Annotated in this window: 13 protein-coding genes and 1 pseudogene; 8 read left to right on the top strand and 6 right to left on the bottom strand. The window is 47.0% G+C overall.

Features of this window, described 5'->3' with window-relative positions; all coding sequences use genetic code 11:
* Positions 1-50 precede the first annotated feature (50 nt).
* A complete protein-coding gene (gene brnQ, locus JCM2765_RS06285; RefSeq protein ID WP_054735062.1) occupies positions 51-1,424 on the top strand; it encodes a branched-chain amino acid transport system II carrier protein in 1,374 nt (457 codons plus the stop codon).
* 338 nt (positions 1,425-1,762) lie between these two features.
* Here the strand turns inward: brnQ and JCM2765_RS06280 are convergent, their stop codons facing one another.
* Entirely contained in the window at positions 1,763-2,086 is a 324-nt protein-coding gene (locus tag JCM2765_RS06280) for a MazG nucleotide pyrophosphohydrolase domain-containing protein (protein WP_054735060.1), read from the bottom strand.
* A gap of 78 nt (positions 2,087-2,164) precedes the next feature.
* A complete protein-coding gene (locus tag JCM2765_RS06275) occupies positions 2,165-3,478 on the bottom strand; it encodes an NCS2 family permease (protein WP_054735057.1) in 1,314 nt (437 codons plus the stop codon).
* Between the two features lie 214 nt (positions 3,479-3,692).
* Here JCM2765_RS06275 and JCM2765_RS06270 point away from each other — a divergent pair, with 214 nt between their 5' ends.
* On the top strand, positions 3,693-4,289 hold the full coding sequence (locus JCM2765_RS06270) for an NAD(P)H-binding protein (RefSeq protein ID WP_054735055.1): 597 nt from the start codon (positions 3,693-3,695) through the stop codon (positions 4,287-4,289).
* Positions 4,290-4,955: 666 nt separating this feature from the next.
* On the opposite strand, the pseudogene cls reads toward JCM2765_RS06270, so the two are convergent.
* A pseudogene (cls, locus tag JCM2765_RS06265) lies at positions 4,956-6,408 on the bottom strand (cardiolipin synthase).
* 175 nt (positions 6,409-6,583) lie between these two features.
* Between cls and JCM2765_RS17550 the strand changes: the two are divergent.
* Positions 6,584-6,727, top strand: a complete 144-nt coding sequence (locus tag JCM2765_RS17550; RefSeq protein WP_162838527.1) for a hypothetical protein — start codon at positions 6,584-6,586, stop codon at positions 6,725-6,727.
* A gap of 228 nt (positions 6,728-6,955) precedes the next feature.
* On the opposite strand, the gene JCM2765_RS06260 is transcribed toward JCM2765_RS17550, so the two are convergent.
* Positions 6,956-8,077: a hypothetical protein gene (locus tag JCM2765_RS06260; RefSeq protein WP_054735052.1), complete on the bottom strand. Its 1,122-nt coding sequence runs from the start codon at positions 8,075-8,077 to the stop codon at positions 6,956-6,958.
* A gap of 139 nt (positions 8,078-8,216) precedes the next feature.
* A complete protein-coding gene (gene scrK, locus JCM2765_RS06255; RefSeq protein WP_054735049.1) occupies positions 8,217-9,089 on the bottom strand; it encodes a fructokinase ScrK in 873 nt (290 codons plus the stop codon).
* A 984-nt stretch (positions 9,090-10,073) separates the two neighbouring features.
* On the opposite strand from scrK, the gene JCM2765_RS06250 reads away from it, so the two are divergent.
* The 5 genes from JCM2765_RS06250 (at position 10,074) to JCM2765_RS06230 (ending at position 13,006) form a co-directional block, all read left to right on the top strand.
* Positions 10,074-10,913, top strand: a complete 840-nt coding sequence (locus tag JCM2765_RS06250; protein ID WP_054735047.1) for a DNA/RNA non-specific endonuclease — start codon at positions 10,074-10,076, stop codon at positions 10,911-10,913.
* 137 nt (positions 10,914-11,050) lie between these two features.
* Positions 11,051-11,599 carry a hypothetical protein gene (locus tag JCM2765_RS06245; RefSeq protein ID WP_054735044.1) on the top strand — a complete coding sequence of 183 codons (549 nt, stop codon included), beginning with the start codon at positions 11,051-11,053 and terminating at the stop codon, positions 11,597-11,599.
* Positions 11,600-11,781: 182 nt separating this feature from the next.
* Positions 11,782-12,378, top strand: coding sequence for a phage integrase N-terminal SAM-like domain-containing protein (locus JCM2765_RS06240; protein ID WP_054735041.1), 597 nt, complete (start codon positions 11,782-11,784; stop codon positions 12,376-12,378).
* Entirely contained in the window at positions 12,375-12,614 is a 240-nt protein-coding gene (locus JCM2765_RS06235; RefSeq protein ID WP_054735038.1) for a hypothetical protein, read from the top strand. The genes JCM2765_RS06240 and JCM2765_RS06235 overlap by 4 nt, the downstream gene beginning before the upstream one ends.
* Before the next feature lie 71 nt (positions 12,615-12,685).
* Entirely contained in the window at positions 12,686-13,006 is a 321-nt protein-coding gene (locus tag JCM2765_RS06230) for a hypothetical protein (RefSeq protein ID WP_054735035.1), read from the top strand.
* A 292-nt stretch (positions 13,007-13,298) separates the two neighbouring features.
* Here JCM2765_RS06230 and JCM2765_RS06225 read toward each other — a convergent pair whose 3' ends face one another.
* Entirely contained in the window at positions 13,299-13,724 is a 426-nt protein-coding gene (locus JCM2765_RS06225; protein WP_225352007.1) for a GNAT family N-acetyltransferase, read from the bottom strand.
* Positions 13,725-14,166 lie beyond the last annotated feature (442 nt).

Raw genomic sequence — 14,166 nt, 5'->3', positions numbered from 1 at the left:
ATGCTAGGGGCGTTTTTTATTTGCCACCAATCACATAGGAGGTTTTCAATATGAAAACAAGTTTAACGAAGCGTCAATATATTATCTTAGGTTCATTACTATTTGGATTATTCTTCGGTGCCGGGAACTTGATCTTCCCCATTCACTTAGGCCAACTCAGTGCGAGTAACTGGGGCCCAGCAACCATCGGCTTCCTGTTAACCGCCATCGTTTTACCGCTATTATCGATTTTAGCCATTAGTTTGACTCGTAGCAGCAGTGCTTACGACTTAGCCTTACCAGCTGGCCGGCACTTCGCCCTCTTCTTCTTGATCATGATTCACTTGACCTTAGGCATCTTGGTTGCCTCACCACGGACCGCTACCACCACGTTCGCCATCGGGGTTCAACCTTTCTTGCCAAAGGCCTGGGATCAAATTGGACTGTTGCTCTTCTCAGCGTTATTCTTCGGCATTTCATTCCTACTCTCATGGAACCAAAGCAAAATTACCGATTACGTTGGTAAGTTACTCAACCCAATCTTGTTAGCCCTATTGGCATTTATCTTCTTCATGGCTTTCGTCATCAAAGGCGATTTACGTCACATCTCAATTTTACCAACCACATCAGGTGCTGGTAGCAACTTGATCAACGGGTTCCTTCAAGGCTACAACACAATGGACGCCTTAGCTGGTTTAGGATTCGGGGTTACGATCATCGCCGCTTTGAAATTCTTCGGGATGAACGATACGAAACAACGTTCTAAAGCCGTTGCTAAAGTTGGCGCCATCAGCATGGGCCTTGAAGCCTTGATCTACATCTTCTTGATTGCCTTAGGTGCTTCTAGCTTAAGTTACTTGAAGTTAACCAGTGAAGGTGGGACGGCGTTTACCCAAATCATGACCCACTACACCGGCCTTGCCGGAACTGCCATCTTGGGTGCCGTTACCTTCTTAGCCTGCATCACGTCATGTATCGGCATGATGGCCGCCCTTTCAGAAGACTGGGGTCACCGGTTCCCAAAGTTGGGCTACCACTTCTTCTTATCCCTCAGTTCAATTGGTGCCTTCATCGTTGCGAACTTCGGTTTGAACCAAATCATCTTGTACTCAACGCCACTGTTAAGCTTCATCTACCCATTCGCAATGTCACTGATCTTCTTGGGTCTCTTAACCCCATTCTTCGGTAAGAACCCATTCATCTACAAGACAACGATTATCTTAACGTTTATCCCAGCCATCTTCGACGGGATTCACACCTTACCACCATTCTTCGCTAACATGGGTCTCTTCAAAGCCTTAGACGCATGGGCTAGCAGCTACATTCCACTGTTCAACGTTGGTTTGGACTTCTTCCCATTCATGTTGATCGGCATCTTAGGCAGTTGGGCATTAACCAAGATGTTCAACTTACAAACCGCAACGCCTAGTTTACAAAAGAAATAATTAATTAAAGCCACACATATTGCACCACTTATTCGGGAACTTCCCGACACATAGCAGCATTAGCTTCAACACATATTGCGTCACCTATTCCGGAACTATCTCGGACACATATTGCATCACCATTAAACACATAACGTTTCATCCGAAGCTAGGCTTCGACACATAGCTCACCACACATAGTGCACCACAATGCCGGGCAGCTTGCCCGATACTTATCCTTCACACATATTTGAACCTCATCAAGCAATTAAAAAGGATCAAAACCCAACAAACGAGATACGACCTATAGAAAAATAGGTCGCATCTCGTTTGTTGGGTTTTGCGTTTCTACTATATTATTAATCGCCCACGTTGAACCGGTGCTTTAACTTCTCTTCGCCATACTTCATCACATCGGCGGGATCCAAATCGTATTTGCTACATAAAATCAACGTCTGGTCGAACACATCTGCTAACTCTTCCTTTAAATGGTCATGTAGCTCAGCCGGGGTTGCATGGTGTTCACCAGGATGGTCGCGCCCTAATTCAATCGTCCGAACGACCTGTGACAGCTCCCCCACTTCTTCGGTGAGAAAATTCAGGCGGATCATCGGGTTGAACCGGTACCAGTTACGTTGCTCGTAAAAGTCTTTTAACCAGGCTTGGTGGTCTTGAATTGTCATGTACTAACTTCCTTTCGTTGGTTACTATGGTACTAAAAACAGGGACCGGAAGTAACCCCGAATCCCTGTTAGGTTAAATTAGCCTTGTTGTAAAATCCAAAGGAAGATCACAAACACAACGGCCAAGCCGTACATGATCGGACTAACTTCCTTACCGCGCTTAGCGGCGATCATTGAAAGTGGGTACGTAATGAACCCTAAGGCGATCCCATCTGAAATACTGTAAGTCAGTGGCATCCCAACTAAAATCAAAAAGGCTGGGGCCGCAATCTCGAACTTTTCCCAGTGGATGTTCTTCAACGATTGCGCCATTAACGTTCCGACAATGATCAACGCTGGTGCGGTCACTTGGCTGGTGATCACCGTCAAGAGTGGTGAGAAGAAGGAGCCCAATAAGAACAACACCCCGACAACCACGGCAGTGAAGCCTGAATGACCACCAACGGCGATCCCAGCTGATGATTCAACGAAGGCGCCCATTGGTGACGTTCCTAAAAGTGACCCAACGACCATCGTTGTTGAATCGGCGGATAAGGCTCGACCGATACGTGGGATCTTGTTGTCTTTGACCAACCCGGCTTGTTCAGTCAAGCCGACCAACGTTCCAGTAGTATCGAAGAAGGTAACTAATAGGAAGGTTAACACCACAACCCCGAGTTGGAGCGTGTTGATGCTGCCGACGTGGGTAAAGGCTACGCCGAAGGTTGAGGAAATGCTTGGGACACCCGCAACCCAGTGGTCAGGCGCTTGAATCAAACCAGTGGCTAACCCAACGATCACGTTGATGACCATCCCAATAAAGATGGCCCCAGGCACCTTAGCGCTCATCAGGATAATCGTTAAGATCAAGCCTAAAATCGTCAACCAAGTTGAGCCAACGTGTAGCGACCCTAAGGCCACGATTGTTGACTTGTTAGCACTAACCAAACCCCCATCACTTAACCCGATAAAGGCGATAAATAACCCGATCCCAGCACTGATTGCCATCTTCAAATCCCGGGGAATCGCATCAACTACCATTTCACGAATCTTGAAAGCTGTTAAAATCATGAATAAAATTGAAGCAACGAAAACCCCGGCTAACGCGGTTTGCCAAGGAATCTTCATCCCCAACACAACCGTGTAGGAGAAGAACGCGTTGATCCCTAAACTAGCGGAAATCGCAATTGGATACCGGGCAACGATGCCCATTAAGAAACAACCAAAGGCACTAGCCAGCGCAGTCGCTGTGAAGACCGCGCCCTTATCCATCCCCGAAACGCTCAACACGTTTGGGTTAACGAATAAGATGTACACCATTGAAATGAAGGTCGTTAGCCCAGCTAACATTTCCTTCTTATAAGACGTCCCTAACGCCTCAAACTGAAAATATGACGCAATTTTTTGACCCATAAATAAATACCCCTTACCGCAATAATTGCGTGAATGTTCGTGTTTTGCTTTTTAAAAACCAAGTACCATCGTACCATTTATTGATTCTCATTTCAATACACGAATAATGTCTGAGAAAAAATGCTTTTTAACGCGCTTAGACCACCGCTAGAAAAATCAACCCTGTTAACGTGTTATAGTAGAAGTACTATTACACAAATGAGAGGTACTCAACATGCAACGCTGTTTAATCCTAGGGGTCGATCAACCGGTCGGCCAACTTGTCGCAACCCAATTAGCCACCTACGCAGATGTCGAAGTCGTTGGTTTCGCAGAGGCGCCCGTTTCTGGGTTACCATTGACCGCCCAATATAACGGCGATGCGCGGAAGGCCGCAACCTACCTGCCTGCACTAGCTGACGTTGATACGATCTATTCCGACTTCACCGGCCTTGATGTCGACTGGAAATTAGAGGCCGTATTCGAAGCGCTCCGGCAACGACGCCAAAGTGTTCGAACGGTGATGCGTTCCGTCGCCGGCGTTGACGATGAACTGACTGGCGAGTTAACTTATCCGGGAATTGATGATCCGAAAACCTACCTCAAACAACAGCGCTACGGCATCAAAATCGTGGATGAAGCCGAACTCCCCTACACCGTTCTGCGTCCCGTTTTAGATAACGTTGCTGGTAGCAATCAGGTTCAATTGATCAACGAAGGTGAACCAGTTCCTGTTCGCCCCGTAACCGAAGCTGCTTTGGCGCAAGTTGTGGTTGATGAACTTGTCTCAGCCGCACACGTTAATCAGTCATTGGCGGTAATCGGTCAATAATTGAATTTAACTTAAAAACAGCTTCGAATCCGCACAGCTCAAATGAGCGTGCCGGTTCGAGGCTGTTTTGCGTTACTTTTTTGTCGTAATAAAATGCAACGCAAAAAAGATTCCCTCAGCAATAATCGTTATCACCGAGGGAACCCTTTAAGCTTGGTACTTGGTACTTGGTACTTGAAGCTTAACGCATGACTCTTGAAACATAAAACTTGAATCTTGAAACATGGAGCTTATAACCGGTCGCAGTTACTAACTAACGCGACCTTTCGTACCTGTAGAAGGTTATGACCAATTTGATTCTAATGACGCTAAATCTGTTTGATCGTTTTGCTTGGGACTCTGCATATGACGGGAGGGTTACCATCGAACACCGATTCCATCTTCTGTTATTCGACGCCTCATTAAACATGAACATCCGCCAACAACAGTACTGCAAGTGTTACCCAGAAACATCAACATCCTACTACCATCAATTGGTATACAACACTTGACCAATGGACTTCTGTTACTTCACAGCAACGATACTACTATGGTTCTGAATTGGTCTTATCTAACCTTCCATGGATATCATAACCTGTTTTGGAACCGATTACAAGCATTTTGCTTCGGATTTTGTGATTTTTTTAACTTGTTTTGTAAACGCCGGTATAACAACGTTTCTAGAATCTATAAAACAGGCGATAATAGGCGTGAAAAACTCTGCTTGAACCGCAACCAGCCGGACTGTTGTTCAAATAGCTCCACCGTCACTAATTGGCTTTTTAGTTCATCATTTTTAAATAATTCAGCAAGCTCACCAGCCAATTTTTGGTCGTACAAAAAGGCGTTGACTTCAAAATTCAGTTTGAAACTGCGGTAATCCAGATTAGCTGACCCCACCGATGCAAATTGGTCGTCCACCACCATCGTTTTGGCGTGCATGAAGCCGTTTTGATAGTAGAAAATTTCGCGCCGAATTTGGCTAACTCATGCGCATAGTACTGTGTCGCCCGGTAGACAAACGGATGATCCGGCATGCAGGGATCATGATTCGCACGTCAACGCCCGCCATGATTGCAATTTTAAGGGCGTCCATCACGCTATCGTCAGGAATTAAATACGGGGTCTGCAGCCAAACTCGTTTTTTAGCTGTTTGGATCAGTTTGATGTACCCCATTTTGATTTGTTGCAACTCTGAATCCGGGCCACTCGTCACAATTTGGAGGTTGGTTTCGCCCTTGACGTGGGTCAGTGGGAAGTATTTGGCAACGATGCGGTCCGCTGGCAGTGCCCCCGCATGGGCCGTGGCGTTCCAATCTTGAATAAATCGTCCCTGTAGCCCGAAAACGCCAGAGCCCGTCAAACGCAAATGAGTGTCACGCCAGTAGCCAAATTTCGCTTTTCGGCCGAGATACTGGTCACCCACGTTATAGCCGCCGACGTAGCCGATTTTACCATCAACCACCACGATTTTCCGGTGATTCCGAAAGTTTAACCGGAAGTCCCAGATCATCGCGTGGGCCAGAAACGGCTCCGCATAACCGCCCGCTTCTCGTAATGGTTTAAAAAACGACCGGTACGTGCCCAACGACCCAAACGGATCATAGATCACCCGAACCTCAACTCCCGATTGCGCTTTTCGAACCAATAAGTCGCGCAGTTCTCGCCCAATCTGATCGTTATAAAACGTATAAAATTCCACGTGCACGCTACTCTTCGCACGCTCAATATCTTCTATCATATGATGGAATAACTCGTGCCCATCCGCGATAAGTTTAACCCGGTTTTTCCGGGCCAAGAAAGCATCGTTGGCCGTCATAAACATTTGAACCAACTCCTGAACCGAAGTGGATACCTCATCTGCTGGTAGCTGCTCATTCCCTAATGCCTGCCGCTGCTTCGCCAATAGATCCGCCATTTCTAACTGGGTATCACTTTTAACTTTAAATAATTTGCCCTGCGGTAATTGCCGCCCCAAAAAGGCGTATAGCACAAACCCAACCACCGGCAACAATAACAGGACCAGCAGCCACGCCCAAATCGCCGCAATATCGCGCCGTTGTCGAAATACCATGATAATGGCAACCACAACGTTGACCAAGTAGATCAACTCGCCAATCATCGTTAACGTAATGACCATCCGTCTCCTCCTATCCACTACATCCTAGAGTTGAGATAGCCGCCAACATCATCTATAATGACGTCAACTACCGTCATAGACGGTCACTTCAGTCATGCGCTAACGACCCGTTAGTTCAACTTATTTTGATTATAACATTCTGGTTTAACGACCACTACCGAAAGAAGGCACGCACATGTTCACCCCACTCATCGGCGGTATCCACGGCTTAGGGACCTTCCGCATCTTTCACTGGTTGTTTCGGGACAACCCGGTTTTAGGGATTGGGTTCCTGTTGGCAATCGTGCTGTTCGCGATTTACCGTTATAATAATCGTTGATTGTGATTGAAAAGGCACCGCAACGCTCGATAAGTTGAGTGTTGTGGTGCCTTTTTTGTGGTTTTGCTTTGTGGTTGATCTAGCGTAACCTCGTTGCTGTCCTCGAGACTAAATGTGCTCCGAGAGGCAAAGAACGATGTGTAAGGCGACTCCAGTAAAACCGCCAAACCCGGGCGCTTTCACTGGAGTCACCTTACACGCCGTTCTTTAACCGCCTCTCTCCGCACTCTAATATTTATTCGCCACCAACACTTCCGGATTATGATTCGTCAGCAAGTAGCCATGACCCGCACTATCGTAGGCCAAGCCTTCTAACTCACGCTTTGGTGACAAGCCTGACCATTCGAAACTGCCATTCGTCAGTGAGCCACGGCCGTTAAGTCGCTTGGTTGGGAAGCTTGCGATTGAGCCATCCGACACCATGTATAGCCGGTGACGCACTGGATTATAGCCCATACTTTGAATCCGGGTGCCCGGAATATGTCTTAAAATCTGACTCGTTAGCCGGAATTTGACGTGATGCGCGCTAATCTTTCCTTTATAGACGTAGCCGCCGATTCCCGGATTACTCCAGAAGTAGGCGTTACCGGATTTATCAAATGCCAAGGTGTGGCCACCTGGTACCCGCATCCCGCCAGAGGCTAACCGGAACCGAACTGCTCGGTCTGGCCGCAAAGATTTAGAATCAATGTGCTGAATAACGCCCCACATACTCGTTGGGACTCGGGCGCTCTTTTCCGTATCACGCCACATGTATAAGGCTTTTGTCTTGTAGTTGTAAGCTAATGACTGCCCGTGACCCGTCGTAAACGTTGGGCCAACCTTAATGGCCTTTTGGATCCGCTTTTGACTTGCTGAATACCGACCATGGTGCTTCACGTAAGCCGACTGCAATACCTTCGGTGACTTGTCCACGCCAAGCTTCGCTAACAACGCCATATCAAACCGGACGATTCGACCACGGTTCTTAACGTTGGTTGGACAATACACGATATACATATAATTACTCTTGGAAATGGCGATCGACTGAGGATTCCCCCAGCGTTGACCATTTTTACCAGGGTATGGCAACAGGTATTTGGTCTTAAACGTGACCGCCTTACCCTTGGTTGCCTTAATTTCATGCGTGGCGCTCGTCTTCTTAACGTGCGCATATGACTTGGGTACTTTAACGTAGTGTACCCGGCTGTTGTTAACCCGGCGCATACTTGACCGGTGCACGACCAGCCCGGATGACGCTTGGTGCACAACGACCCACTTGGCAGCCGCCCCTAACGGCCGAACAAGTGCTAAACCAACTAAAACACTCATGAAACTGACCATTAACCATCTTAATCGTCTCAGTTTCATCACTCCCCTATTCAATTATAACTTCCCTCTCATCATAGAACTTGTTTCACGTGAAACACAACCCGATAGTCGAAAAAAATTCTTCTTTTTCAAACATTTTTTCAATAACCGCGTAATTACTGATAGTAACCGACTAAAACTACCCTAAAAGTCGTTTTGCGAGTGCAAAATTACCAACCGTTGCTGAGCCATTTTCAGGAACGACCGGCATCGTGAGGTAGTCGGTCAACGCCCCCACTTCGGCATAGCCATTCATTAATTGCGCAAACTGTTCCCGAATCTTTTCCATGAATGGTTCACTGATGACGCCGCCACCAAAGACAATTTTATTGGGTCGCAACATCAGCGTTTCTTGAACCGCCGCCTGCGCGATATAGTAGGCCATGATATCCCAAACGTGATCACTGAGTGGCACTTCAACACCGGGCTTCCCCAACCGAGCTTCAAACGTCGGCCCCGCAACTAAGCCTTCCAAGCAATCGCCGTGGTAGGGACAGATGCCCGCAAAATCTAAGTCATCCGGGTGCCGCTTCAAACGAACGTGCCCCACTTCTGGGTGCCCTAATTCACCCAAAAAGTCGCCGTTCACGAGTTCACCAGCCCCAACGCCGGTACCAATCGTAAAATACACCAGTGATCGTGGCCGCTGCGCCTCTGGTAACGCCACGTATTCACCATATGCCGACCCATTCACATCCGTTGTCCAATAAATCGGTATGTTTAGTGCCGCCTTCAACGTTCCCAAGAAGTCCGTATAGGGCCAATTGGGCTTCGGCGTATTTGTTATGTAGCCATACTGTGGTGCTTGTGATCGAATCTCAATCGGACCAAACGACGCAATGCTTAACGCATCTAGTTCGTCCTCAAATTGTTTAAAATACGCCACCGTTTTCGCTAACGTCTCCGCCGGCGTTGTCGTTGGAAACTGCGTCCGGTCTAACACGTGAAACTGTTCATCACCAACGGCACAAACAAACTTCGTCCCGCCGGCTTCAATACTCCCTAATCGCATCTGTCTATTCCTTTCTGAGTTACGTTATTACTATTATGAATCTTACTGCCGTTTCTATTGTACTGGTTTTTGATGTGTTGAACATATTTTTCTTACGTTTGTGTCCAGCGTAAGTATGTTTAGTTTGTGAAGTTCAGTGATTCTGGTTTTCTAATAGTGGGAGAATGCCGCGGGAGGTTCCAGCGCTATGCGAGGCTGGAACGCAGTGGCCAGATAGGCTTCCAAGCTTCGCTGGGTCGCGGGCCTACGAGCTAGGAACGGAAGAAGACCACTTCCGTGCCGGATCTCTCCGGACCCGCGTATGACTAAAGCACTCGCAGCCCGAACCCCGCGGACTACGACTGCTTAAGTCATACCGACACTGCTGAGCCTCGCGCGCCTCCACCTCCCGCTACATGGTGCGCTGTTGGCAACCAGAACCGTTGACTGTCACATGTTGAAGTTGACGAAACTGTCTACCGGCAACATTAGACGATAACTCGACAACTGCAGAAGCAATTATGGTCAATGTTTAGTAACCGCAATGAATCAACGGTTGCGTGATGCTGAGCTTCATCAGTTGACCGTCACGTTTGTGCTGATTTGATAAGCTAACGTTGCCGTTCAACGCGTTTTGAGATATTCTGCGATAGTGCCGAATTGCGCAACGTGAGATGCAGGTAAGCGACTAGGTGTATGCTGTGTCGCGATAATTGGTGGTTGTTGATGGTCTTCCAACAACCGCCAATTATCGGGGACAAATGTAAGACTCGCACGGGGCTTGGCGAGGCTTACATTTGAGGTCTGAGACCGCTCTTCGGCTCAGACCGGCCCCACAGCAGGAACCTAGTCGCTTACCGGAATCGTCAGTTCACACAAATCTCACTTCACAAACTAAACACAAGAATGCTTACGCTGGACACAAGCGACAATTAAAAATTCACTCGCACGAACATACGTTTCCTGTTAAACTAAATACATCATCATAAACAGGAGGAATTCACCATGCCAAGAAGGCGTCGACGGAAAGGTTCCGTCTTCACGTATCTGGTTGTCTTTGTCGCCATTATTGTCGGGGTCGTCTCGACGACTGGCGATAACGGCAATCAATCATCAAACACAGCTGCAACAAGTAGCAGCCAACCCGCCTGGCGGGAAAAAGCCCAGTCCGTGATCCAGTCGGTTACTGGCGGTTCAGACACTAAGAATTCAAATAGTACGACTACCGGTAAAACTACCGCCAGTAGCACTAGTCAACTGGCCAACCTCACCTACAAAAATCAGCAAATCGTCAAAGTGAATGGTGATCAGCCAACCTTTACACAAGCACAACTGAGCACCAGCAAAGGCGCCTGGCAAGAATACCACAACCTTGACTCACTCAACCGGGTCACCGGTGCAGACGCTCTCCTTGCCAAGTCGCTCATGCCATCCGCTGAACGCGAACCGCTCTACGTCTCACCAACCGGCTGGCACAACAAGCGCATCACCTATCAGGGTAAAACTGACTGGCTCTATAATAGAAGTCATTTGATTGGTTACCAGCTCACCGGGCAAAATAACAACCCGAAGAACCTGATGACCGGCACCCGATCACTCAACGCACCGGGCATGGAAAACTACGAATCCGACGTTGCGAGTTACCTGAAGTCGCACCCGAGCGATTACGTCCGCTATCAGGTCACACCGGTATTTCGAAATACCGAACTACTCGCCCGTGGCGTTCACATGCAGGCTGAATCCATCGGTAGTCAACAAATTCGCTTCAATATCTACATTTTCAACGTCCAACCGGGTGCGACGATCGATTACCAAACTGGTCAGTCAACCGTCAGCAATTCCTAACAGCAACTGGCAGACGCCACCTCCCCTACCAAGTTTGAGTTATTCAACCACACTCTTAATCGTTTCTTAACACAACGATTAACGTCTTGTTACGTAGTTATGCTATACTTGCCACAAAATCAATGAGGTGATTATTTATGAAGAAAACCCGGACAACGACCTTCCTAGTTAGTCTTGTCGCGGTTCTGGCCATCGTTTTGGCCGGTTGCGGAAACCAAAGCAAATCAAAACAGAACGAACAAGCTAGTTTTAAGAATGAACCTAAGACCACGCAGCACGCTGACGTTAAATCAACGGTGCTGAAGGGCGATGGGTTCTGGTACCTAGCTGGTAAAATCAACCACAACAGTAACTCTGGCGTTGAAGCCGTTGCCTTTGACAAAGCCACTGGCAAGGCCACGATGTACAACGTTGATAAATTCTACAAGTCACTTAGTGCCGCTAAAAAGGCTGGCGCATTGAACAAAGAAGGGACGGTCAACTACACCTTCACCAAGAACAGCAACAACCAGACCGTCATCAAGCTGTCTGGTAAGTTATCTGGCATCCCAATGACTCAAACGGTAACGGTTAAGGCCACTACCAAGGGGACCAACACCAAGACCAAGCTCCACATGAGCGGTTATAAGGCTGTGCGGAACGTCGATTCAGATAAGACGAATGCGGTGTTTGTGGAAACCAATTAATTTCGATTAGGCTTCATATTATCAGTAAAGTAGCGTCGCAGATTCCTACCATTGGAATCTGCGACGCTATTTTATTACCCTAGTCGAAATTTGAATTTTGACGCTTCTTTCAGCATCACGCGCTTCTCACTAGCATTCGCACCACTAATAAGTTAAAGTAACTTATAAGGAAGTGATTACCTATGGCTCACACCAACCAATATCCCTATCAGGACAGTTTCGAGCAGTACCTCACCATTCAAGAACTGGCACAGGCCACCATTGACGAGTACAGTTCGGTCCTCACCGACCTGTTCCGCTACCTCAGCGACTTCAACACCGGTTATCAACGTGATCACCGGGTCGCAACACTATTAGACCGCGACGTTGAGCAATACCTCGCGATGCTAGTCAACGAACGACAAGTTACGAACGGGACCTACAACAAAGTGTTATCCCACATTAACATTTATTTCAAATACCTCTTCACACACGATTTGATCCCGCAGTACCCCACCGTGACGTTAAAGGGTAAATCACACGATCAATTACAAACGCCATCAACTAAATGGATTTACCTACTACCCGATATTTTAGCTAACGAAACGTTGGCCGTTTATACACGGTTGAGTTTACTTTTGTTGAGTCACTTTTATCCGGCCAAAGAATTCTTAACGCCTGGCTTTTACGACCAATTTGACGCAACCACCCTTACCGGCGCAGAAGCCGACTTTTGGCAACGATATCAGCAATTCATTCAACCATTCAGCAACGTCAACACAGCCAGGACCTCTTTTTGAAGCAGCGCTTTGGCGGTGATCCGCACCTCACCTCGCCCGGACTCCACAAGTACCTCAAACCCGATGCAAAGGTACTTGGCTTCCCGCTAACACCAACCCGGCTCTACCAGAGTGCCATCGTGAACTACCTGTTGACCCATTCAACCCAATCGGATAGCACCATCGCAGAAACGCTCCGATTAGACCCCCAATCCCTTGGTTACTACCGCCAACTCGCTCGCGAAATGACAGCGTAGTTTTTTCACCAAAATCACTGCATTGGTTGCCACTTTAAGGTATCATAGGGTCAAAAGGAGTGTGAGGCGTTATGGCAAAAAAGACGTTAACCGTTGACTTTGATCAACTCAATAAATTTGTTGACCAGCGTGAGGCATTTATCAAGGACAACCCTTGGTTAATCCCCGCCGGTATCGCCATCCAGGTAATCCCACTAGCATTATTGATCCATGGCCACATGAAGGCCAGTATCTATAAGAAGAAACTCCAAATCGAACGTGAAAAGACGAAGCAGTTAGCCCTTCAACTACAAGCAGAAGGCCACTGTAAGCATCACCACCACGGTCAACCAAAGCACCATAAAGGGCACCAACCTGAGGCACCCAATTTTCCACGCCGGTTGGCACATTAGTTAACTTAATAATGAGTCGTAAAAATGCCACTATCGCTAGTTCATTTCAGAACAGCGATGGTGGCATTATTTTGGGTTAACTTTCAAATTACCCTTTCGACTAATCGATCAGAACGTTGTTTCGCTAATTTGTTCAAGTGATGTTCATCCATTTTTGTGTCAAGACACCTCGTTAAGCATCCTTTTTTGTCGCCCTGATTTGACACTTAAATTTCAAGATTGTGAACACCCTCTTGGTAACTTTGAAGTCCTAAATTCTCAAAAGATCCTTCAAATCGGCCTTTGTATACCCCTACTCGGTATAATGATTATCCTGTAACGTATAGTTCGCCGGAAACGCTAACCAATCTTCACGCCGAATCGAAAACCCTTCTTGGGCGTAAAACTGAAGGGCCGCCTCGTTTTTAATCACGCACTTTAACGTCAACATGCCCGTCGCTTCTTGTCGCATCGCTTCTAGAAGGGCGTGGCCCACGCCCTGATGCCGATAATCCGGCGACACAAATAACAGGTGGATAAAGTTCATCACCCGGTACAGGGACACGAATCCCACAATTTCACCGTCGATTTCTGCAACGAACACCGACTCATTGGCTGAATCTCGTTCAAAATCGCTTAATTGTGGATGGGCAACCCACGGAAAATCGCGTTCCCGGTCGCGCCGATAGATTTCTGCAAGCGCCGGTTTGTCCTGCGCTATCATTGGTCGAATTTTCATGTTGATCACCGCCATTTTTAGTTAAGTTAATTATATCATTTCCGCTCCAGCCTTGATGTTATCAGTTGATTTAAAAACTTGTGAAAAAAATATTTTATAAATGAATTTAAAATACTTATGTAAGCTTAGATGAAAACCTTATTGATTTTAAACGCCTGACTAATCAAGTGATAAAAAAGCAAACCTTTTTGATAAATTATGGGTGCAATCCCCGTCACTTTGCGTTATTATAGTGGCATACCAAATAACCTAATAACCAATCTATGTTCCCTTTACGCGTCAGGAAACTGACAAATGAAGTGATTTTTCCATCAGCAGTCGCAATTATTGCGGCTGTCTTTTTTTATTGTTATCTAATTAATAACTAATAAATTATGATTTTGTTAAGCGCGCTTGCCAAACTTTTCCAGTTTCTTTACCATTTTGTCGCTAATTTGTTACC

Source organism: Secundilactobacillus similis DSM 23365 = JCM 2765 (assembly GCF_001311075.1).
In the GTDB taxonomy this organism is placed as follows: Bacteria; Bacillota; Bacilli; order Lactobacillales; family Lactobacillaceae; genus Secundilactobacillus; species Secundilactobacillus similis.
Note: the sequence above shows the minus strand (reverse complement) of the source record. Positions and strands in the feature narration are given on the sequence as shown.